This window comes from Lentzea sp. NPDC054927 (genome assembly GCF_053610285.1).
Window position 1 is genome coordinate 33,846 of sequence record NZ_JBSGXZ010000040.1, and the last position, 22,262, is coordinate 56,107.

Consider the following 22,262-nt stretch of genomic DNA (forward strand, 5'->3'; position numbering starts at 1 on the left):
GTCACGCGGACTTCACACCGGCACTACAAGGTGTGTCTGTGCGCGTAGCGATCGTGACCGAGAGCTTCCTGCCCCAGGTGAACGGGGTCTCCAACTCCGTGCTCCGCGTCCTGGAGCACCTGCGCCGCAACGGCCACCAGGCGATGGTCGTCGCGCCAGGTGCCGGCGCGGACTCCCACCACGGCACGCCCGTCGTCAGAGTTTCCGCGGTCGACGTGCCCATGGTGACGAGTCTGCCCATCGGGGTGCCGAGCCCGAGAGTGCTGCACGAGCTGGCTGACTTCGAGCCGGACGTCGTGCACCTCGCGTCGCCGTTCGTGCTGGGTGCGTACGGTCTCAGAGCCGCGCGCAAGCTCGACGTGCCGACCGTCGCGGTCTACCAGACCGACGTCGCGGGGTTCGCCGGCAACTACGGCCTCGGGCTCACCAAGCGCGCCGCGTGGCGGTGGACCAAGCGGCTGCACACGCTGGCCGACCGCACGCTGGCGCCGTCCAGCTCCGCGGTCGAGGCGTTGGAAACGCACGGTGTGCCGCGCGTGCACCGGTGGGGCCGCGGCGTCGACATCGACCTCTTCCACCCGCGCCCGAAGCACAACGACGAGCTCACCGTGGGCTACGTCGGACGCCTCGCGCCGGAGAAGCAGGTGCACCGGCTGCGTGAGCTTCACGACCTTCCAGGCGTGAAGCTGCGGATCGTCGGCGACGGCCCCGACCGCGAACAGTTGGAACGCGACCTGCCCAACGCGGAGTTCCTCGGCTTCCGCACCGGCGCGGCGCTCGCCGAGGCCTACGCGTCGCTCGACGTCTTCATCCACACCGGACCGCACGAGACGTTCTGCCAGGCCGTGCAGGAGGCGCTCGCGTCCGGCCTGCCGGTGCTCGCGCCGAACGCGGGCGGCCCGCGTGACCTGGTTCACCACGGCCGGACCGGATACCTCTTCGACCACGACATCGCGCAGTACGTAGAACTTCTGCGCGACCCGCTGCAACGCAAGCGGTTCGGTCTCGCCGCCCGCAAGTCCGTGCTCTCGCGCACGTGGCCTGCGATCTGTGACGAGCTGATGGGCCACTACGCTGCGGTGATCGGACTAACTCACCAGGCGGCCGCTTGAGGATCGTTCAGCTAGCCAACTTCTACGGACCCAAGTCGGGCGGACTCCGCACGGCACTGCACCACCTGGGCACCGGCTACGTGCAGTCGGGTCACGAGGTGGTGCTGGTCGTGCCGGGCGACCGGCGTGCGGACGAGGTGCTGCCCGGCGGAGTCCGCCGCATCACGCTGCCGGCCGTCAAGATCCCGTACACCGGCGGCTACCGCGTGGTGGACCCGTGGCGCGTCAAGTCCCTGATGGAGCACCTGAAGCCGGACCGGCTGGAGGTCTCCGACCGGCTGACGTTGCGCGGCATGGGCGCGTGGGCGAGCGAGCGCGGCATCCCGAACGTCGTGATCTCCCACGAACGCCTGGATCGCTTGCTGCAGTTCGTGCTGCCGGAGAACCCGGCCGTGCGCGGTGCCGACTGGGCCAACCGCCGCATGGCCGCCTCGTACGACACCGTCGTCTGCACGACGGCTTTCGCGCGCGAGGAGTTCGACCGCATCGGCGCTGCGAACGTCACCCAGGTGCCGCTCGGTGTCGACCTGGCCACCTTCACCCCGCGTCGTCACTCGGTGGACCTGCGGCGGGATCTCCTGCAGGGCAAGGAGAACCTCCTCATCCACTGTGGACGGCTCTCACCGGAGAAGGCCGTCGAACGCTCCGTCGACACGTTGGCCGAACTGCACGAGCAGGGTCACTCCGCCCGCCTGGTGATCGCCGGCGACGGCCCTCGCCGCTCGTCACTGGAGAAGCGCGCGGCAGGCCTGCCGGTGACGTTCCTCGGTTTCGTGAAGTCGCGTTTGGACGTTGCGTCGCTGCTGGCTTCCGCTGATCTGTCGCTGGCTCCCGGCCCGCACGAGACGTTCGGCCTGGCCGCCCTCGAAGCCCTGGCCAGCGGCACCCCGGTCGTCGTCAGCCAGAGCAGCGCCCTCAAGGAGATCGTCCAACCGTCGTGTGGCGCGGCCGTCGACGACCACGCGGTCGCCTTCGCGTCGGCCGCTCAACGGCTCCTGGCCTCCGGTTCGCGAGAGGCCGCCAGAGCCCGCGCCGAGGAGTACCCGTGGCACGCGGCGGTGGACGGCATGCTCACGGCTCTGAAGGTGCCCTGAAGATGATCTCAGGTGCCCTGACTTAGTCTCTAGAACATGTCGCGAGCCGGCTTGGACAAGAACCCGCGCGAGGTCGCCGAGATGTTCGACGGCGTGGCCAAGGGCTACGACCGGACGAACTCGGTCATGACGCTGGGCTTCGACCGCCGCTGGCGGGAGTGGAGCCGCCGGGTGCTCGACGCCCGCCCCGGCGAGAAGGTCCTCGACCTCGCCGCCGGCACCGCGGTGTCCACCGTCGAATACGCCGCGTCCGGCGCCTGGTGCGTGGCCGCAGACTTCTCCGTTGGCATGCTCGCGTCCGGCGCCCACCGCCGCGTCCCGAAGGTGGCAGCCGACGCTCTGCGCCTGCCCTTCAAGGACAACTCCTTCGACGCCGTCACGGTGTCCTTCGGCATCCGCAACTTCAACGACACCGTCGTGGCGTTGCAGGAGATGGCCCGCGTCACCAAGCCGGGCGGCCGCATGGTGATCTGCGAGGTCTCCACCCCGGTGTGGAAGCCGTTCCGCTTCGTCTACATGCGCTACCTGCTCAAACTGCTGCCGCTCATCGCGAGGTTCGTGTCGAGCAACCCCGTCGCCTACTCCTACCTGGCCGAGTCCATGGCGACCTGGCCGAACCAGCGCGCCCTGGGCGAGCTCATCGAGAAGGCGGGCTGGGAGGACGTCGCGTGGTTCAACCTGACCGGCGGCATGGTGGCCCTGCACCGCGCGACGAAGCCCAAGCCGAAGGCAGAAGAGGCCTGACCTGAGCGCGAGGGCCGCGTCACACTGGGTCGTGTGAACACGAACGACCTCGGTGAGAACCACGGCAACGCCGTGCAGGCGGGGTACGTCGGCACCATCTCGTTCGCCAGCGCACCGGAACCTCTACCGGTGCCCCGGCAGTTGCCGCCGCTCGTTCCGAACTTCACGGGCCGGACCGAACAACTGGCGGTGCTGGACGGACAGCTGAGCGGTGGCAGCCGGATCACCGCCGTGGTCGGCACTGCGGGGGTCGGCAAGACCTCGCTGGTGGTCGAGTGGGCGCAGCAGATCCAGGATCGCTTCCCTCACGGCACGCTGTACGCGAACTTGAACGGCTACGGTCCCGGCGCACCAGCCACGGCAGGCGGCGTTCTCGCGGACTTCCTCGGTGCGCTGGGCGTAGCACCGGAACGGATCCCGCTGCGTCCCGACGCGCTCACAGCTTTGTACCGCACGGTGCTGGCGCGACGGCAAGTACTGATCTTGCTGGACAACGCGAGCGACGTGGCACAGGTGCGTCCACTGCTACCCGGTGGAACCGGATGCATGGTCGTGGTGACCAGCCGAGCCGATCTGAAAGGCCTGGTCGTCGGCCAGGGTGCACGGCACGTCCGGCTACCGCTGTTCACGGAACAGGAGGCGGTCGGACTGGTCAGGGCCGTCCTCGGCGAGGAGCGTGCGGATGCGGAACCCGACGCGGTCCTGGCTCTGGTCGGGGCGTGCGCGCGGCTTCCGCTGGCGCTGCGGGTCGCAGCTGGACGTGTCATCACACATCCCGACCTGACGGTCGCCGAGCTGGTCGACGAGCTGCGCGGTGAGCCTGCGCGGTGGGCGGCGCTGAGTGTGCCCGCGGACGAGCACAACGCGGTCCGGACCGTGTTCGACTGGTCCTACCGCAGGCTCGCCGATGACCAGGCGTTGATGTTCCGGCGTCTCGGGCTGCATCCGCCTCACTCGATCAGCGTGCATTCCGCCGCTGCCATGTGCGGCTGCGCTCTGGACGACGCGCGAAGGCTGCTGGCCTGCCTCGCGGACCAACACCTCATCGAGCCCAGCGGCCGGGACCGCTACACGTGCCACGACCTGCTGTGGGCTTACGCCGCCGACCTCGCTGAACAGGACAGCGGCAGCGATGAGGCGCGTCGCCGTCTGGTCGAGTGGTACGCGCACCACGCCAGGAACGCGTACCGCGTGCTGCGGCCCGGGATGCTGGTCGCGCACGCTGGAGCCGACCTTGTCACCCGTGGAGATCCAGAGATCGTTTTCGCCGACGCCAAGGATGCGTGGGCGTGGGCGGGGGTTGAGTCCGGCAACACGGTCGCACTGCTGCGGATCGCCGCACGATGCCGCACGCCGGAGATCACGATGATGCTGGCGAGCATCGCCACAGGCCAGCTCCACCTGGTGGGCCGATGGGACGAGGCGCTGGAGATGTGCGGTATCGGCCTGGCCGCCGCACGTGCGGCTGGTGATCGTCAGGGTGAGTGCGTGATGCTGGAAGACCTGGGCCAGCTGCACCAGTTCGTCGCACGGTGGCAGGAGGCGGCGGAGGCACTCCACTCGGCTCTGGCGCTTGCCCGCGAGCTGGGGGACATCGCGGTGGAGGCCGAGGTGCTCGGTCGTCTCGGCTGGGGATGTCTCGAACTCGCGGAGCACCGCGAGGCGAAGGAGTACCTGGACGCCGCACTGGTGCTGCTCGCCGACGAGCCATCGGCACGCTTCGGCGCCTTCATCCACGGCTGCCTCGCCAAGGCGTACACCGGAGTCGGCGACCACGAGCCGGCGTTGCGGCACGGCGAGAACGGCGTCGCGATGTTGAAGAGAGCAGGCATCGAGGGTGCTCAGCCCTACGCGTTCTACGGGCTGGCGGGCGCGAAGCAGGCGGTGGGCGAGCACGCCGAGGCGATCGGGTTGTGCGAGCGTGCACTCGAAGTCGCGTACGGCCACGGGAACCCGCGAGACCGTGCGCTGCTGCTCGACACCATGGGCGAGTCGTTGCGGCACACCGGTGAGCGGGAGCGGGCCATCGCGTGCTGGCGAGAGGCCTTGGCGATCTTCGAAGAGCGCGGCGACCACCGCGCACCAGATCTGAGGCAGCGCCTGGCGACCGAGGTCTCAGCGAGCTCCGGTTAGAGTCGCGAGCAGAGCTGTGAGCTGTGACGGGTACACGTAGGGAGTCTGGATGAGCAGGCGCGGGATCAACGAGGACGCCGACGTCATCGTGGTGGGGGCGGGACCGGCGGGCTCTACCGCGGCGACCTACCTGGCCAGGGCGGGCCTCGACGTCCTCCTCCTCGAGAAGAGCTCCTTCCCCCGGGAGAAGGTCTGCGGCGACGGCCTCACGCCCCGCGGTGTGAAGCAGCTGATCGACCTCGGGATCGACACCCGCGAGGACAACGGCTGGCTGCACAACAAGGGGCTGCGGGTCGTCGGCGGTGGCGTCACGATGGAGCTGGACTGGCCGGATCTGGCCACGTTCCCCAACTACGGCGTCGTGCGGCCGCGCATGGACTTCGACGAGATGCTCGCGAACACCGCCAAGCAGGCCGGCGCGCGCATGCACGAGAACACCACGGTCACCAAGGCCATCATCGAGAACGGCCGGGTCGTCGGCGTCGAGGCCAAGCAGGGGCCGGAGAAGAACCCGGTCACCTACCGGGCGCCGATCGTCGTCGGATGTGACGGTGTGTCAGCGCGGCTGGCCCTCAGCGTCGGGCTGCAGAAGGACGACGCGAAGCCCATGGGTGTCGCGGTCAGGCGGTACTACGCGAGCCCGCGCACCAAGGACGACTACCTCGAGTCGCACCTCGAGCTGTGGGCGCCGGACGGGAAGCTGCTGCCCGGTTACGGCTGGATCTTCGGCATGGGCGACGGCAGCGTGAACGTCGGTCTCGGCATTCTCAGCACGTCCAAGGCTTACGGCACCACGGACTACCGGCAGCTGCTGCGCTCCTGGCTGGACGGCACGCCGGAGGAGTGGGGCTTCCGCGAGGAGAACGCGACGAGCCGCATCGGTGGCGCCGCGTTGCCCATGGGGCTCAACCGCAAGCCGCACTACCGCGCGGGTCTCGTCCTGGTGGGCGACGCCGGCGGCATGGTCAACCCCTTCAACGGCGAGGGCATCGGCTACGCCATGGAGTCGGCCAAGATCGCGTCCGAAAGTGTCGTCCAGGCCCTCGCTCGGACGGGCGTCAACCGTGAACGGGCGCTGCACGGCTACCCGGTCCGGATCGAAGAAGCCCTCGGCAGCTACTACCGGCTCGGGAACGTCTTCTCGAAGCTCATCGGTAATCCGGCGATCATGCGGACCGCAACGAAGTACGGAATGCCGCGCAAACGCCTGATGAAACTGGTGCTCAAGCTACTCGCGGGCCTCTACGACCCGAAGGACGGCGACTCAATGGACCGCCTGATCGTGGCCGCCACGAAGCTCGCTCCCAGCGCGTAAATTACTCCGAATAGGTGACGGCACCGGCTCAATACGAGCCGGTGCCGTTTCGCATGTGTCGGGCAAGTTAAAGCCCCAGGTCAGACCCTGTGATCTAGGTCATTTACAGGCGTTCTACACTGGCCATCGACCTTGTGAATCACTTCACAACGGTCTGAACAAGCTTGTGAACTGTTTCACAAGCGTTTGTTAGGTTCGCCTAACAAACGAGTCGAAGAACAACACCCTTAGGGTGCGCCTCGACCGCGAGGAAAGGACGACGGAGCGTGCTTGACCCTTACCTCCCCCTCGTATTGATGTTCGCGCTCGCCGGGGCGTTCGCCCTGTTCTCGGTGACCGCAGCGCCCTACATCGGACCCCGCCGCTACAACAAGGCGAAGCTCGACGCCTACGAGTGCGGCATCGAGCCGAGCCCGCAGCCGGTCGTGGGTGGTGGGCGCATGCCCGTCGCCTACTACCTGACGGCGATGCTCTTCATCTTGTTCGACATCGAAATGGTCTTCCTCTACCCGTTCGCCGTGACCGCCGACAAGCTCGGCCTGTTCGGGCTGGTGGAGATCGTTCTGTTCATCGCCACGGTCGGCTTCGCGTACGTCTACGTGTGGCGTCGCGGCGGCCTCGACTGGAACTGAGGAAGTCATGGGTCTCGAGGAGAAGCTCCCGAACGGCATCCTGCTGGTCAGCGTCGAGAAGCTGGTCAACTGGACCCGCAAGTCCTCGCTCTGGCCTGCCACCTTCGGCCTGGCCTGCTGCGCCATCGAGATGATGACGACGGGTGGACCGCGGTACGACCTGGCCCGCTTCGGCATGGAGGTCTTCAGGGCCTCACCGCGCCAGGCGGACCTGATGATCGTCGCAGGCCGCGTCACCAACAAGATGGCGCCGGTGCTGCGGCAGATCTACGACCAGATGCCCGAGCCGCGCTGGGTGCTGGCCATGGGCGTGTGCGCCAGCACTGGCGGCATGTTCAACAACTACGCGGTGGTGCAGGGCGTCGACCACGTCGTGCCCGTCGACATGTACCTGCCGGGCTGCCCGCCGCGGCCGGAGATGCTGATGGACGCGATCCTCAAGATCCACGCCAAGATCATGGACGAGCCGCTGGGCGCCGTGCGCGCCAAGGCACTCGCCGACTCGGGCTACCGCACCGATCTCATCCCGTCCTCCGAGCGTTTTGCGAGGAAGAAGTGACCGAGCCAGGGGGAGAGCACTCCAGCGCCGACCGCGCTGTCGAGGGCCTCGAGAAGACCAACGGGGCTGAGGCGAAAGCGCCGCGGTTCGCCGGCCACGAGCGCAAGGGCCTCTTCGGCGTCACCGGCTCCGGTGACACGTCGGGCTTCGGCGGTCTGCGCCTGCCGGCTCACGTCGCCGCGCCCGCCGAGCGCCCGTTCGGGGGCTGGTTCGACGAGGTCGCCGACGAGCTGTTCGCCGCGATCAGCGACAAGGGCCTGCCCGCCGACACGGTGCAGCAGGTGACGGTCGACCGCGGCGAGATCACCTTCTACCTCCTGCCGGAGACGTTGCTGGAGGTCGCGCGGATCCTGCGCGACACCCCGTCGCTGCGCTTCGAGCTCTGCAGCTCGGTCTCCGGTGTCGACTACGGCGCCGACGTGCCGCAGCGCCTGCACTCGGTCACGCACCTGACGTCGATGACGTACCGCCGCCGCATCCGGCTGGAGGTCGCGGTCGACGTCGAGAACCCGCACGTGCCGAGCCTCGTCGAGGTCTACCCGACGGCGGACTGGCAGGAGCGCGAGACCTGGGACATGTTCGGGATCATCTACGACGGTCACCCCGGACTGACCCGCATCCTCATGCCGGACGACTGGGACGGACACCCCCAGCGCAAGGACTACCCGCTGGGCGGCATCCCGGTGGAGTACAAGGGCGCGGAGATTCCTCCGCCGGACCAGAGGCGGTCCTACTCATGACCGAGCGGCTTTCCGACGCGACCACCGGCACCGACACGAGCGGTCCCGGCAGCGACAGCGTCGAGATCAAAGAGACTCCCGAGACCCCGGAGATCGCCGACTCCAGGAAGACCACCGAGGGCACCGTCTACACGGTGACCGGCGGCGACTGGGACGAGGTGCTCGCGGACGCGGTCCACGACGAGCGCATCGTCATGAACCTCGGCCCGCAGCACCCGTCGACGCACGGCGTGCTCCGCCTGGTCCTCGAGCTCGAGGGCGAGACGGTCACCCACGCCCGCAGCGTCGTCGGTTACCTGCACACCGGTATCGAGAAGAACGTCGAGTACCGCAACTGGGTCCAGGGCGTCACGTTCGTCACGCGCACCGACTACCTGGCGCCGCTGCACCACGAGGCCGCGTACTGCATGTCGGTCGAGAAGCTGCTCGGCGTCACGGTCCCGGACAAGGCGCAGGCCATCCGTGTGCTGCTGATGGAGATCAACCGCATCAGCTCGCACCTCGTCGCGCTGGCCACCGGCGGCATGGAGCTCGGCGCCCTCACCGGCATGACCTCCGGCTTCCGCGAGCGTGAGGAAGCGCTGCACCTGCTGGAGCACCTCACCGGTCTGCGGATGAACCACGCGTTCATCCGGCCCGGCGGCCTCGCGCAGGACCTGCCGGACGACGCGGTCGAGAAGATCACCGCGTTCGTCAAGATCATGGAAAAGCGGCTGCCCGACTACGACAAGCTGCTCACCGGCCAGCCGATCTGGCGCAACCGCATGGCGGGCGTGGGTTACCTGCCCGTCGACGCGTGCCTCGCGCTCGGCATCACCGGCCCGATCCTGCGGTCCGCGGGCCTCGCCTGGGACCTGCGCAAGATCGAGCCGTACTGCGGCTACGAGAACTACTCGTTCGACGTCCCGACCTCGAACGCGGCGGACTGCTTCGCGCGGTACCTGCTGCGGCTCGAGGAGATGCACCAGTCGCTGAAGATCATCAAGCAGGTCGTCAAGAGCCTGCCGACCGGTCCGGTGATGGTCGAGGACGCCAAGATCGCGTGGCCCGCGCAGCTCACGATCGGCAGCGACGGCATGGGCAACTCGCTCGAGCACGTCCGCAAGATCATGGGTCAGTCCATGGAGTCCCTCATCCACCACTTCAAGCTGGTGACCGAGGGCTTCAAGGTGCCGGCCGGCCAGGTCTACGTGCCGGTCGAGTCGCCGCGCGGCGAGCTGGGCTACCACGTCGTCTCCGACGGCGGCACCCGGCCGATGCGCGTGCACCTGCGCGAACCCAGCTTCATCAACCTCCAGTCGATGCCCGCGATGTGCGAGGGCGGCATGGTCGCCGACGTCATCGCGTCCGTCGCCTCGATCGACCCGGTGATGGGTGGTTGCGACCGATGACTCGAGCACCAGAGACCACGACGTTCGACCAGTCCACTGTGGACCGCGCGCAGGCGATCATCGCCCGCTACCCGCAGGCCCGCAGTGCGCTGCTGCCGATGCTGCACCTCGTGCAGTCGGTCGAGGGCTACGTCTCGCAGGAGGGCATCCGGTTCTGCGCCGGGCAGCTCGACCTGAGCGAGGCCGAGGTCAGCGCGGTCGCGACGTTCTACACGATGTACAAGCGCCGTCCGTGCGGTGAGCACCTGGTGAGCGTGTGCACGAACACGCTGTGCGCGGCGCTCGGCGGCGACGACATCTACGCGACCCTCAAGAGCCACCTCGGGGTGGGTCACGAGGAGACCGCGGGCGAGCCGGGCACGCCGGGCTCGATCACCCTGGAGCACGCCGAGTGCCTCGCCGCGTGCGACCTCGGCCCGGTTCTCCAGGTGAACTACGAGTTCTACGACAACCAGACGCCGGACAAGGCGCTGGGACTCGTGAAGGCGTTGCAGTCCGGGGAAAAGCCCGCCCCGACGCGCGGCGCCCCGCTCACCGATTTCAAGCAGGCGGAACTGCAGCTCGCCGGCTTCTTCGAGGGCCGCGACGCGGACCTCGACGGACCGTCGGCGGCACCGGAGACGCTCCGGGGCACCCAGATCGCGAAGGACCGCGGCTGGGACGCACCGAAGATGCCGGCCAACGCCGAGTTCCCCGCCCTGCCGGAAAAGAAGTAGGGGGAACACCACATGGTCAACCCGCTGACTCCCGTTCTCACCACGCGCTGGACTGAGCCCAAGTCCTGGACCATCGACACCTACGAGCGCACCGGTGGCTACACCGCGCTGCCCAAGGCGTTGAAGGCCCACCCGGACCAGCTCATCCAGCAATGCAAGGACTCCGGGCTGCGCGGCCGCGGCGGTGCGGGCTTCCCCACCGGCATGAAGTGGGGCTTCATCCCGCAGGGTGACGGCAAGCCGCACTACCTCGTCATCAACGCCGACGAGGGCGAGCCCGGCACCTGCAAGGACATCCCGCTGATGATGGCGGACCCGCACTCGCTGATCGAGGGCGTGATCATCACGTCGTACGCGATCCGCGCGAACTTCGCGGCGATCTACGTCCGCGGCGAGGTCCTGCACTGCATCCGCCGCCTCAACGCGGCTGTCAAAGAGGCCTACGCCAAGGGCTACCTCGGCAAGGACATCCTCGGCAGCGGCTTCGACCTCGACGTGGTGATCCACGCGGGCGCCGGTGCCTACATCTGCGGCGAGGAGACGGCGCTGCTCGACTCGTTGGAGGGCAAGCGCGGCCAGCCAAGGCTGAAGCCGCCGTTCCCCGCGACCTCGGGCCTCTACGCGTCGCCCACCGTCGTGAACAACGTCGAGACCATCGCGTCGGTTCCCTTCATCGTCAACGGTGGCGCCGACTGGTTCCGCGAGATGGGCCGCGACCGCTCACCCGGTCCGAAGATCTACTCGCTGTCCGGTCACGTCACGAACCCCGGCCAGTACGAGGCGCCGATGGGCACCACGCTCCGGCAGCTGCTGGACATGGCCGGTGGCATGAAGGACGGCATCCCGCTGAAGTTCTGGACGCCGGGTGGCTCGTCCACCCCGCTGTTCACCGCGGAGCACCTCGACGTGCCGCTGGACTTCGAGGGTGCCGCCGAGGCCGGTTCGATGCTCGGCACGACCGCACTGCAGATCTTCAACGAGACCGTGTCCGTGCCGTGGGCCGTCATGAAGTGGACCGAGTTCTACAAGCACGAGTCGTGCGGCAAGTGCACGCCGTGCCGCGAGGGCACGTACTGGCTCGTGAAGATCCTGCAGCGGATGGTGGCGGGCAACGGCACGGCGAGCGACATCGACACGTTGCTCGACGTCTGCGACAACATCCTCGGCCGCTCGTTCTGCGCGCTGGGTGACGGTGCCGTCAGCCCGATCACCAGTGGCATCAAGTACTTCAAGGACGAGTTCCTGGCTCTCTGCGACCAGAACTCCAAGGTCCTGGCTGGAGCGAACGCATGACCATCGCCCCTGACAAGCCCGCCACGACCGAGGTGGTCGTGCCCGAGGGTCACGTCAAGCTCATCATCGACGGCGTCGAGGTCATCGCGCCCAAGGGTGAGCTGCTGATCCGCACGGCCGAACGCCTCGGCACGGTCATCCCGCGCTTCTGCGACCACCCGCTGCTGGAGCCCGCGGGCGCCTGCCGCCAGTGCCTCGTCGAGGTCGAGATGGGCGGCCGGCCGATGCCGAAGCCGCAGGCCTCCTGCACGATGACGGTCGCGGACGGCATGGTCGTGAAGACCCAGCTGACCTCGCCGGTCGCGGACAAGGCCCAGCAGGGTGTGATGGAGCTGCTGCTCATCAACCACCCGCTGGACTGCCCGATCTGCGACAAGGGCGGTGAGTGCCCGCTGCAGAACCAGGCGATCGCCCACGGCCGCAGCGACTCCCGCTTCCACGAGCACAAGCGGACGTTCCCGAAGCCGATCAACATCTCCACGCAGGTGTTGCTCGACCGCGAACGCTGCGTGCTCTGCCAGCGCTGCACCCGGTTCTCCGCGCAGATCGCCGGCGACCCGTTCATCGAACTGCTCGAGCGCGGCTCGCAGCAGCAGATCGGTGTGGCGCAGGACAAGCCGTTCCAGTCGTACTTCTCCGGCAACACCATCCAGATCTGCCCGGTCGGCGCTCTCACCAGTGCCGCGTACCGGTTCCGCGCCCGCCCGTTCGACCTGGTGTCGGCGCCCGGCGTGTGCGAGCACTGCTCCTCCGGCTGCGCCGAGCGCACCGACTACCGGCGGGGCAAGGTGCAGCGCAAGCTCGCCGGCGACGACCCGCAGGTCAACGAGGAGTGGATCTGCGACAAGGGCCGGTTCGCCTTCCGCTACGCCACGGCCGGCGACCGCATCAAGCGGCCGCTGGTCCGTGACGAGGAGACCGGTGAGCTGCGCGAGTCCTCCTGGACCGAGGCGCTGCAGGTCGCGGCGGCCGGTCTGGCTGCGGCACGGGACGCGAACGGCGTCGGCGTGCTGACCGGTGGCCGGCTGACCGTCGAGGACGCCTACGCGTACTCGAAGTTCGCCCGGATCGCGTTGCGCACCAACGACATCGACTTCCGCGCCCGGCCGCACTCGGCTGAGGAGCTGGAGTTCCTGTCCGGCACGACGGTGTTCACGAACCCGGACACCGGCGTCACGTTCCAGGGCATCGAGTCCGCGCCGGCCGCGTTGCTGGTCGCGTTCGAGCCCGAGGAAGAGGCGCCGATCGTCTTCCTGCGCCTGCGCAAGTCCGCTCGCAAGGGCACCACGAAGGTCTTCCACCTCGGCCAGTTCACGACCCCGGCCGTCGAGAAGACCTACGGCACGCTGCTCGCCTGCGTGCCCGGTGCCGAGGCGAACGCCATCAACGCGTTGGCGGAGCACGCTTCCGACGTCGTCGACCTGCTGGGCAAGCCCGGCTCGGTGATCCTGGTCGGCGAGCGCGCCGCCGAGATCCCCGGCGCGTTCACCGCGGTCGCGAGGCTGGCGGAGCGCACCGGCGCCAAGGTCGCGTGGATCCCTCGCCGTGCCGGTGAGCGCGGTGCGCTCGCGGTCGGTGCCACGCCGAACCTGCTGCCCGGTGGACGCCACGTCGCGAACGCGGCCGCGCGCACCGAGGTCGAACGCACCTGGGGCGTCGAGGAGGGCACGATCCCGGCCACGCCGGGCCGTGACACCACCGCGATTCTCGAGGCCGCCGCGAACGGCGAGCTGTCCGGCCTGGTGGTCGGCGGCGTCGACCCGTTCGACCTGCCGGACCCCGCGCTCGCCGAGAAGGCGTTGGCGGGAGCCGGTTTCATCGTGAGCCTGGAGCTGCGGCCGAGCGCGGTCACCGCGCGCGCCGACGTGGTGCTCCCGATCGCCCCCGCGGTCGAGAAATCCGGCAGCTACCTCAACTGGGAGGGCCGCCGCCGCGAGTTCGGCGCGACCCTCGAAGGCACCGGTGCCCTGGCCGACTGCCGCGTGCTCGACACCCTCGCGGTGGAGATGGACGCGGACCTGTTCACGCAGACGCCGGCCGCCTCGGCCGCCGACCTGGCTCGCCTCGGTGAGGGCGCCCCGAGCGGTTCCTCGCTCAACGTCGCCGCGCCGCTGCAGAGCCCGGCCGGTTCCGGCAAGGCGGTCCTCGCGACGTGGCACCGGCTGCTCGGCAACGGCTCGCTGCAGGTGGACGAGCCGCACCTGGCCGGCACCGCACGCCCGGTCGTCGCGAAGGTCGCGGAGGCCACCGCGCAGCAGTTCGGTCTGGAGTCCCACGTGACGGTGTCCACCGACCGCGGCGCGATCACGCTCCCGGTCGAGACCGACGACCTGCCCGAGGGCGTCATCTGGCTGCCGACCAACTCGGGTGACGTCACCGTGCGCCGCACCCTCGGTGCGGGCCACGGCTCGATCGTCTCCGTCAGCGCCAACTCCTCCACCGGGGTGAAGTCATGATCCAGCACGTCCTCGCGGAGAACGGCGACACCGCCAAGCTGCTCGTGGACGACCCGATCTGGCTGGTCCTGATCAAGGTCGTCGGGATCTTCGCGTTCCTGGTGGTCATGACCCTGTTCATGATCAACTGGGAGCGCAAGGTCGTCGCGCGCATGCAGCACCGCCCCGGCCCCAACCGGGTCGGCCCCAACGGCTGGCTGCAGTCGCTGGCGGACGGTCTGAAGCTCGCGTTCAAGGAGGACATCCGCCCGGTCCTCGCGGACAAGTGGGTGTTCTTCCTCGCCCCGGTGATCTCCTGCATCCCCGCGTTCCTCGCGTTCTCGGTGATCCCGCTCGCGGGTGAGGTCAACCTCTTCGGCCAGCAGACCGCGCTGCAGCTCGTCGACCTGCCGGTCGGCGTGCTGGTGGTGCTGGCCTGCTCGTCGCTCGGTGTCTACGGCATCGTGTTGTCCGGCTGGGCCTCCGGCTCGCCGTACCCGCTGCTCGGCGCCCTGCGGTCGGCCGCGCAGGTGATCTCCTACGAGATCGCGATGGGCCTGTCGATCGTCGCGGTGATCATGTTCACCGGCTCGATGTCGACCGGTGACATCGTGGGTGCCCAGGCCAGCACGGTGCTCGGCGCGTTCCCCGGCTGGTTCGGCTTCCTGCTGTTCCCCAGCTTCGTGATCTACGTGGTGTCGATGGTCGGCGAGACCAACCGCGCTCCGTTCGACCTCCCCGAGGCCGAGTCGGAGCTGGTCGGTGGTTTCCACACGGAGTACAGCTCGCTGAAGTTCGCGCTGTTCTTCCTCGCCGAGTACGTCAACATGGTCACCGTCTCGGCGCTCGCGACCACGCTCTTCCTCGGTGGCTACCACGCCCCGTGGAGCGGCGAGTTCATGAACACCGGCTGGTGGGGCCTGCTCTGGTTCATCATCAAGACGCTGGGCTTCCTGTTCCTCTTCATCTGGCTGCGCGGCACGCTTCCCCGCCTGCGCTACGACCAGTTCATGAAGCTGGGCTGGAAGGTGCTCGTCCCGACCAGCCTCGTCTGGATCATGGCCGTCGCGGTCATCCGCACCGGTGCGATCCAGCAGCTCTCCACGGCGCAGCGGCTCATCGCTCTCGGCGTGGTCGTCGGCCTCGTGCTGCTGGTCTCGTTCCTGCTGCCGGACAAGAAGGTCCAGGACACCAAGGGCGTTCCGCTCGCGGGTTCCGGCTTCCCCGTGCCGCCGCTCGACCTCGTCGTTCCCAAGGCCGCGCCGAAACGCAAGGTCAAGGTCGCCACTCTCCCCAAGGAGACGGCAGCCGTCACCACCGGTAAGGAGGCTGAGTAGGGATGTTCGAGTCCCTGAAAGGCTTCGGCGTCACCTTCGGCACCATGTTCAAGAAGGTGGTGACGGAGGAGTACCCCGAGGTCAAGAAGGTGACCGCGCCGCGGTTCCACGGCCGTCACCAGCTGAACCGACACCCGGACGGGCTGGAGAAGTGCGTCGGCTGCGAGCTGTGCGCGTGGGCCTGCCCGGCGGACGCGATCTTCGTCGAAGGTGGCGACAACACCGAGGAAGCGCGCTTCTCTCCCGGTGAGCGCTTCGGTGCCGACTACCAGATCAACTACCTGCGCTGCATCGGCTGCGGCCTGTGCATCGAGGCCTGCCCGACCCGTTCGCTCACGATGACGAACGAGTACGAGCTCGCCGACGACAACCGCCAGGACCTGATCTTCACCAAGGAGGACCTGCTCGCCCCGCTGCTGCCCGGCATGGAGCAGCCGCCGCACCCGATGCGGCTCGGCGACAACGAGCAGGACTACTACGTGAACGGGCCGCGGCTGGCGAAGGAGGCTCAGCAGTGAGCCTCCTGACCTTCCTGGCCCAGCAGCCGGAACCGGTGCAGCGCGCGGTCGACACCGTGACCACCGGCGAGGCGATCTCGTTCTGGGTCCTCGGTCCGCTGGCGCTGGCCGGCGCGCTCGGCATGCTCTTCGCGCGCAACGCGGTGCACTCCGCGCTGTGGCTCGTGGTGACGATGCTCAGCCTCGGTGTGCTGTACATGGTCCAGCAGGCGCCGTTCCTCGGCTTCGTGCAGATCATCGTCTACACCGGCGCGATCATGATGCTCTTCCTGTTCGTGCTGATGATGGTCGGCCGCGACAGTTCGGACTCCGTGGTCGAAGTGATCCGCGGGCAACGACTCGCGGCCGCGTTGCTCGGCATCGGGTTCGCCGTCCTGATGGTCGGCTCGGTCGCCCGCGCGCTCACCTCGGTGCAGCCGGTGGGCCTCGCCGAGGCGAACACCACGAACGGCGGCAACGTCGGCAACATCGGCCAGAAGCTCTTCACGGACTACCTGTTCGCGTTCGAGCTCACGTCGGCGCTGCTGATCACCGCCGCTCTCGGCGCGATGATCCTGGCCTTCGTCGGCAGGGACGGGAAGCCGTCCAAGAAGACGCAGAAGGAACTCGTCGAGGAGCGCTTCCAGTCGGGCAAGCGGGTCGGGTCCATCCCCGGTCCGGGTGTCTTCGCCACCGCGAACTCCGTGGCCACCCCCGCGTTGCTGCCCGACGGCAGCGTGTCGGAGGAGTCGCTGTTCGAGGTCATCGAGGCGACCGACAAGGCCACGCTCTCGGACGACGTCGCCGACGTGGCCGGCACCGGGCACGAGGCAGACGCGCACGCGCTCAAGGGAAGTGAGTCGTGACTCCCACCTACTACCTGCTGCTGTCGGCACTGCTGTTCAGCATCGGCGCCGTCGGCGTCCTGGTGCGCCGCAACGCCATCGTGGTCTTCATGTGCGTCGAGCTCATGCTCAACGCGGTCAACCTGACCCTGGTGACGTTCGCGCGGATCAACGGCTCGCTCGACGGTCAGGTGATGGCGTTCTTCGTGATGGTCGTCGCCGCGGCCGAGGTCGTCGTCGGCCTCGCGATCATCATGTCCATCTTCCGGACGCGTCGCTCGGCCTCGGTCGACGACTCGAACCTGCTGAAGTACTGAGGGGTCACCGGTGACGGAACCTGTTGCCGCCAGCGGGATCGCGAGTCTCGCCTGGTTGTTGCTCGCGCTGCCCGCGTTCGGTGCGGCGGTGTTGTTGGTCGGTGGCAAGCGCACGGACAAGTGGGGTCACCTGCTCGGCTGTGCCACGCTCCTCGGCTCGTTCGGCTACGCGATCGCGCTGTTCTTCTCCACCCTCGGCATCTCGAACGCCGAGGAGCGGGTGCAGAACGTGCACCTGTTCAACTGGATCGACGTCAACGCGCTGACCGTCGAGTTCGGACTGCGGATCGACCCGCTGTCGCTCACGTTCGTGCTGCTGATCACCGGTGTGGGTTCGCTGATCCACATCTACTCGGTCGGCTACATGGCGCACGAGGAAGGCAGGCGGAAGTTCTTCGCCTACCTGAACCTCTTCGTGTCCGCGATGCTCCTGCTGGTGCTGGGCAACGGTTTCGTGACCCTGTACTTCGGCTGGGAGGGCGTCGGTCTCGCCTCGTACCTGCTGATCGGCTGGTACCAGTACAAGCCGGAAGCGGCATCGGCGGCCAAGAAGGCCTTCCTGATGAACCGCGTCGGTGACCTGGGCCTCGCCATCGCGATCTTCCTGATGTTCAACAAGCTCGGGACCACGCAGTACACCGAGGTCTTCAGCCGCGTCGGCGAGTTCTCGTCCGCCGAGGTCCTCGCGATCACGCTGCTGCTGCTCCTGGGTGCCTGTGGCAAGTCCGGTCAGTTCCCGCTCCAGGCCTGGTTGCCGGACGCCATGGCCGGCCCGACCCCGGTGTCCGCACTGATCCACGCGGCAACGATGGTCACCGCCGGCGTGTACCTGATCGCCCGCTCGAACCCGCTCTACAACCTGAGCGAGGACGGCCGCCTGGTCGTGATGATCATCGGTGCCGTCACGCTGCTGATCGGTTGCATCATCGGCTGCGCCTACGACGACTTCAAGAAAGTCCTGGCGTACTCGACCGTTTCGCAGATCGGTTACATGATCCTCGCGGTGGGCCTCGGCCCGATCGGTTACGCGCTGGGCATCATGCACCTGCTGACGCACGGTTTCTTCAAGGCAGGGCTCTTCCTCGGTGCCGGTTCGGTCATGCACGGCATGAACGACGAGGGCAACATCCGCCGGATGGGCGGGCTCTACAAGTTCCTGCCGATCACCTTCGTCACCTGGACGCTCGGCTACCTCGCGCTGATCGGCATCCCGCCGTTCGCGGGCTACTTCTCGAAGGACGCCATCATCGCCGCGGCGTTCACCGGGGAGGGCTGGCGCCCGTACGTCTTCGGCGGCGTCGCACTGCTCGGTGCCGCGCTGACCGCGTTCTACATGACGCGCCTGCTGATCCTCGTCTTCCTCGGCCAGCCCCGCTGGAAGGAACTGAAGGCGGAGAACGGCAAGGACTACCACCCGCACGAGTCCCCGCTGTCGATGACCATCCCGATGATCATCCTCGCGGTCGGCTCGGTCGGTGGCGGTTGGTTCCTCTCGTCCGGTGGACGTCTGGCCGGCTGGCTGGAGCCCTCGCTGGGCGAGCTGAAGGAAGAGCACGGCGTGATCTCGCACGGCATGGTCGGGATCCTGACCGTCGTGCTCGCGGTGGTGGGTGCTGGTCTCGCGTTCCTGCTCTTCGGCCGCCGCAAGCAGCCGGTCGAGCGGCCGGCGCGGGTGGCCTGGCCGGTGCGCGCGGCTCGTGCGGACCTCTACGGCAACGCACTGAACGAGGCCCTGTTCGCGCGGCCGGGCACCTGGCTCACCCGCGCGCTGGTGTTCCTCGACCTGAAGGGCGTCGACGGTCTGGTCAACGGCACCGCGGCGCTGCTCGGCGGTAGTTCCGGCCGGTTGCGCAGGCTGCAGACCGGGTTCGTCCGCTCCTACGCACTGTCCATGCTGCTGGGCTCGATCTTCGTGCTCGGAGCGCTCCTGGTGGTGAGGTTCTCGTGACCTGGGTTCTGATCGCACTCCTGGTCGTGCCGCTGGTCGGCGCGCTGGTGGTGGCGTTCCTGCGCAAGGACGACACGAAGGCCAAGCTCGTCGCACTGGCGTTCTCGCTCGTCGAGCTGGTGCTCGCGGTTCTGCTGTGGTTCGCCTACGACCCGGACGGCGACCGCATCCAGCTCGCCGCGGGCGTGGACTGGATCCCGGCGTTCGGCGTGCGGCTGCAGTTCGGCATCGACGGCATCGCGCTGGTGATGATCGCGGTCATCGCATTGCTGATCCCGCTGGTGATCGGGGCCGGCTGGACGGAGAAGCTGCCGGCCGGACGTTCCCAGGGCGGCTACCTCTCGCTGATCCTGGTCCAGGAGGCCGTGACGGTCGCGGTGTTCGGCGCCACCGACGTCTTCCTGTTCTACGTGCTCTTCGAAGTCATGCTGATCCCGATGTACTTCCTGATCGGCGGCTACGGCGGCGCGCGCAGGCAGTACGCGGCGGTCAAGTTCTTCCTGTACTCGTTCCTCGGCGGCCTGATCATGCTGGCCTCCGCGATCGGCGCCTACGCGATGGCGTCGGACGAGCTGGGCAAGGGCACGTTCGACTGGGCGACGCTGGTGAAGGTGGTCAGCGACGCCGACTCGACGACGCAGACCTGGCTGTTCCTCGGCTTCTTCCTGGCGTTCGCGATCAAGGCGCCGCTGGTGCCGTTCCACACCTGGCTGCCCGACGCGGCCGCCGAGGCGCCCATCGGCGTCACGGTGATCGTCGTCGGCATCCTGGACAAGGTCGGCACGTTCGGCATGCTGCGCTACCTGCTGCCGATGTTCCCGACGGCGTCGAAGAACCTGGCGCCGCTGGTGCTGGTGCTCGCGGTGGCCGGTGTCCTTTATGGATCGCTGCTCGCCACGGGACAGCGGGACATGAAGCGGTTCCTGGCCTACGTCTCGATCGCCCACTTCGGCTTCATCGCGCTCGGTATCTTCTCGTTCACGTCGCAGGCAGGCGTGGGCTCGGTGTCGTACATGCTCAACCACTCGATCTCGACCGGCATGCTGATCCTGGTGATCGGCATGGTGATCGCCCGCGGTGGTTCGTCGCTGATCTCCGACTACGGCGGCATGTCGAAGGTGGCGCCGGTGCTCGCCGGGATGTTGCTTCTCGCCGGCCTGACCACGCTGTCGCTGCCGGGCACGAACTCGTTCGTCTCCGAGTTCCTGGTGCTGATCGGGTCGTTCCCGACGCAGCCGGTCTACACGATCATCGCGACGGTCGGCATGGTGCTCGCGGCGCTCTACGTGCTGTGGCTCTACCAGCGGATCATGACCGGCCCGCTGCGCGGCGACGCGCTGATCGGTGCGGCCGCCGGACCGGGCGCCGTCGGCGACCCGGAGAAGAAGACGGCCATCGGCGACCTCAGCAAGCGCGAGATCGCGGTGCTCGCACCGCTCGTTGTCATCGTGCTGGCCCTCGGGTTCTACCCGCAGCCGGTGCTCGACGTCATCACCCCGACTGTCGGGGCGACGCTGACCGAGGTCGGCGTCACCGACCCGGTCTCCGTGCAGGAAGGCAAGTGACGTGAACCTTCTCGTCGCTCAGGCGCAGACGATCGAGGCGCCGGAGATCGATTACGGTGCCCTCGCGCCGATGCTGATCGTGCTCGGCGCGGCCTGCCTCAGCGTGCTGCTGGAAGCGTTGCTGCCCAAGCATCAGCGGTGGGCCGTGCAGCTGGTGCTGACGCTCGTCACGCTGGTCGGTGCGGTCGGCGCGTTGATCCTCTACGCGACCTCGGAGCGCCCTGAGCAGGGTGTGTCGACGCTGGCGGGTGCGATCGCGGTCGACTCGCCGTCGCTGTTCCTGTGGGCCACGTTGCTGGTGCTGGGCTTCGGCTCGGTGCTGTTGATCGCCGACCGCTCGGTGGAGCCCGGTGGCGCGTTCGTGGCGCAGGCCGCGATCCGGCCGGGCACCGTGCAGGACCGCGCGCAGGCGACGAAGACCGGCATGCAGACCGAGGTCTTCCCGCTCACGCTGTTCGCGCTCGGCGGCATGATGACGTTCGTCGCGGCGAACGACCTGCTGACGATGTTCATCGCGCTGGAAGTCCTGTCGTTGCCGCTGTACCTGCTGTGCGGCCTGGCTCGCCGCCGTCGCCTGCTCTCGCAGGAAGCGGCTGTGAAGTACTTCCTGCTCGGTGCGTTCGCCTCCGCGTTCTTCCTGTACGGCGTAGCTCTGCTGTACGGCTACGCGGGTTCGGTGAAGCTCTCGGCCATCGCGACCGCCGCGGCCGGCACGGACCGCTCGGACACGCTGCTGTTCGCGGGCTTCGGCCTGCTGGTGGTGGGTCTGCTGTTCAAGGCGGCCGTCGGCCCGTTCCACGCCTGGACCCCGGACGTGTACCAGGGCGCTCCGACGCCGGTGACGGCGTTCATGGCCGCCTGCACGAAGGTCGCCGCGTTCGGCGGCATCCTGCGCGTGCTCACGGTCGCGTTCGAGAACACGCAGTGGGAGTGGCGCGGCGTGCTCTACGGCGTCGCGGTCGTGTCGATGGTGATCGGCGCGATCCTGGGTCTCACCCAGACCGACGTGAAGCGCATGATCGCGTACTCCTCGGTGGCGCACGCGGGCTTCCTGCTGATCGGCACGATCGCGCTGACCCCGGACGGCTCGGCCCCCGGCGTGAGCGCGACGCTGTTCTACCTGCTGGCGTACGGCTTCACCACGATCGCCGCGTTCGGCATCGTGTCGCTGGTCCGCAACTCGGACGGCGAGGCGACGCACCTGTCGCAGTGGGCGGGTCTCGCGAAGCGGTCGCCGATCGTGGCGGGCACCTTCACGTTCCTGTTGCTGGCACTGGCCGGAATTCCGCTGACGTCCGGCTTCATCGGCAAGTTCGTCGTGTTCAGCGCGGCGATCGAGGCCGGCCTGACGCCGCTCGTGGTGATCGCCCTGGTGGCCTCGGCCGTCGCGGCGTTCTTCTACCTGCGGGTGATCGTGCTGATGTACTTCAGCGACCCGGCACCGGACGGCCCGACCGTCACCGTGCCCGGTGCGTTCACCACGATCGCGATCACGCTGGGCGCCGTCGTGACCTTGGTGCTCGGTTTGTGGCCCACGTTCGTGCTCGATTGGGCGGGTACCGGCACCTTCCTCAGCTAGGTGTACGTAG

Annotated in this window: 19 protein-coding genes; all 19 read left to right on the forward strand. The window is 68.2% G+C overall.

Going from position 1 to position 22,262, the window contains the following annotated elements; genetic code table 11:
* Positions 1-38: 38 nt before the first annotated feature.
* The 19 genes from ACWGE0_RS36045 to nuoN all read left to right on the forward strand — a co-directional run bounded on the left by ACWGE0_RS36045 (position 39) and on the right by nuoN (position 22,252).
* Entirely contained in the window at positions 39-1,112 is a 1,074-nt protein-coding gene (locus ACWGE0_RS36045; RefSeq protein WP_452265372.1) for a glycosyltransferase family 4 protein, read from the forward strand.
* Positions 1,109-2,206, forward strand: coding sequence for a glycosyltransferase (locus ACWGE0_RS36050; RefSeq protein WP_452265373.1), 1,098 nt, complete (start codon positions 1,109-1,111; stop codon positions 2,204-2,206). Before ACWGE0_RS36045 ends, ACWGE0_RS36050 begins: the two co-directional genes overlap by 4 nt.
* A gap of 36 nt (positions 2,207-2,242) precedes the next feature.
* Positions 2,243-2,950 carry a demethylmenaquinone methyltransferase gene (locus ACWGE0_RS36055; RefSeq protein ID WP_452265374.1) on the forward strand — a complete coding sequence of 236 codons (708 nt, stop codon included), beginning with the start codon at positions 2,243-2,245 and terminating at the stop codon, positions 2,948-2,950.
* Positions 2,951-2,983: 33 nt separating this feature from the next.
* The gene (locus tag ACWGE0_RS36060) at positions 2,984-5,083 is read left to right on the forward strand and encodes an ATP-binding protein (protein ID WP_452265375.1); all 2,100 of its coding nucleotides are present in this window, start codon (positions 2,984-2,986) and stop codon (positions 5,081-5,083) included.
* A gap of 49 nt (positions 5,084-5,132) precedes the next feature.
* Positions 5,133-6,398, forward strand: coding sequence for a geranylgeranyl reductase family protein (locus tag ACWGE0_RS36065; protein ID WP_452265376.1), 1,266 nt, complete (start codon positions 5,133-5,135; stop codon positions 6,396-6,398).
* Between the two features lie 266 nt (positions 6,399-6,664).
* Entirely contained in the window at positions 6,665-7,030 is a 366-nt protein-coding gene (locus ACWGE0_RS36070; protein WP_319971353.1) for an NADH-quinone oxidoreductase subunit A, read from the forward strand.
* 7 nt (positions 7,031-7,037) lie between these two features.
* The gene (locus tag ACWGE0_RS36075) at positions 7,038-7,589 is read left to right on the forward strand and encodes a NuoB/complex I 20 kDa subunit family protein (protein ID WP_090013186.1); all 552 of its coding nucleotides are present in this window, start codon (positions 7,038-7,040) and stop codon (positions 7,587-7,589) included.
* Complete coding sequence (locus tag ACWGE0_RS36080; RefSeq protein ID WP_452265377.1) at positions 7,586-8,329, forward strand: NADH-quinone oxidoreductase subunit C; 744 nt, start codon at positions 7,586-7,588, stop codon at positions 8,327-8,329. The genes ACWGE0_RS36075 and ACWGE0_RS36080 overlap by 4 nt, the downstream gene beginning before the upstream one ends.
* On the forward strand, positions 8,326-9,720 hold the full coding sequence (locus ACWGE0_RS36085; RefSeq protein ID WP_452265378.1) for an NADH-quinone oxidoreductase subunit D: 1,395 nt from the start codon (positions 8,326-8,328) through the stop codon (positions 9,718-9,720). The genes ACWGE0_RS36080 and ACWGE0_RS36085 overlap by 4 nt, the downstream gene beginning before the upstream one ends.
* Positions 9,717-10,436, forward strand: a complete 720-nt coding sequence (gene nuoE / locus ACWGE0_RS36090; protein WP_452265379.1) for an NADH-quinone oxidoreductase subunit NuoE — start codon at positions 9,717-9,719, stop codon at positions 10,434-10,436. The genes ACWGE0_RS36085 and nuoE overlap by 4 nt, the downstream gene beginning before the upstream one ends.
* A gap of 12 nt (positions 10,437-10,448) precedes the next feature.
* Positions 10,449-11,729: an NADH-quinone oxidoreductase subunit NuoF gene (nuoF, locus tag ACWGE0_RS36095; RefSeq protein ID WP_452265380.1), complete on the forward strand. Its 1,281-nt coding sequence runs from the start codon at positions 10,449-10,451 to the stop codon at positions 11,727-11,729.
* Complete coding sequence (locus ACWGE0_RS36100; protein ID WP_452265381.1) at positions 11,726-14,185, forward strand: NADH-quinone oxidoreductase subunit G; 2,460 nt, start codon at positions 11,726-11,728, stop codon at positions 14,183-14,185. The genes nuoF and ACWGE0_RS36100 overlap by 4 nt, the downstream gene beginning before the upstream one ends.
* Positions 14,182-15,501, forward strand: coding sequence for an NADH-quinone oxidoreductase subunit NuoH (gene nuoH / locus ACWGE0_RS36105; RefSeq protein ID WP_452265382.1), 1,320 nt, complete (start codon positions 14,182-14,184; stop codon positions 15,499-15,501). The genes ACWGE0_RS36100 and nuoH overlap by 4 nt, the downstream gene beginning before the upstream one ends.
* A 2-nt stretch (positions 15,502-15,503) precedes the next feature.
* The gene (gene nuoI, locus ACWGE0_RS36110; RefSeq protein ID WP_093605905.1) at positions 15,504-16,019 is read left to right on the forward strand and encodes an NADH-quinone oxidoreductase subunit NuoI; all 516 of its coding nucleotides are present in this window, start codon (positions 15,504-15,506) and stop codon (positions 16,017-16,019) included.
* Entirely contained in the window at positions 16,016-16,864 is an 849-nt protein-coding gene (locus ACWGE0_RS36115) for an NADH-quinone oxidoreductase subunit J (protein WP_452265383.1), read from the forward strand. The genes nuoI and ACWGE0_RS36115 overlap by 4 nt, the downstream gene beginning before the upstream one ends.
* Complete coding sequence (gene nuoK, locus ACWGE0_RS36120; RefSeq protein WP_109628915.1) at positions 16,861-17,160, forward strand: NADH-quinone oxidoreductase subunit NuoK; 300 nt, start codon at positions 16,861-16,863, stop codon at positions 17,158-17,160. The genes ACWGE0_RS36115 and nuoK overlap by 4 nt, the downstream gene beginning before the upstream one ends.
* Positions 17,161-17,170: 10 nt before the next feature.
* On the forward strand, positions 17,171-19,108 hold the full coding sequence (gene nuoL / locus ACWGE0_RS36125) for an NADH-quinone oxidoreductase subunit L (RefSeq protein WP_452265384.1): 1,938 nt from the start codon (positions 17,171-17,173) through the stop codon (positions 19,106-19,108).
* On the forward strand, positions 19,105-20,673 hold the full coding sequence (locus tag ACWGE0_RS36130) for an NADH-quinone oxidoreductase subunit M (RefSeq protein WP_452265385.1): 1,569 nt from the start codon (positions 19,105-19,107) through the stop codon (positions 20,671-20,673). The genes nuoL and ACWGE0_RS36130 overlap by 4 nt, the downstream gene beginning before the upstream one ends.
* Before the next feature lies 1 nt (position 20,674).
* The gene (gene nuoN, locus ACWGE0_RS36135) at positions 20,675-22,252 is read left to right on the forward strand and encodes an NADH-quinone oxidoreductase subunit NuoN (protein WP_452265386.1); all 1,578 of its coding nucleotides are present in this window, start codon (positions 20,675-20,677) and stop codon (positions 22,250-22,252) included.
* The last annotated feature ends 10 nt before the right edge of the window (positions 22,253-22,262 follow it).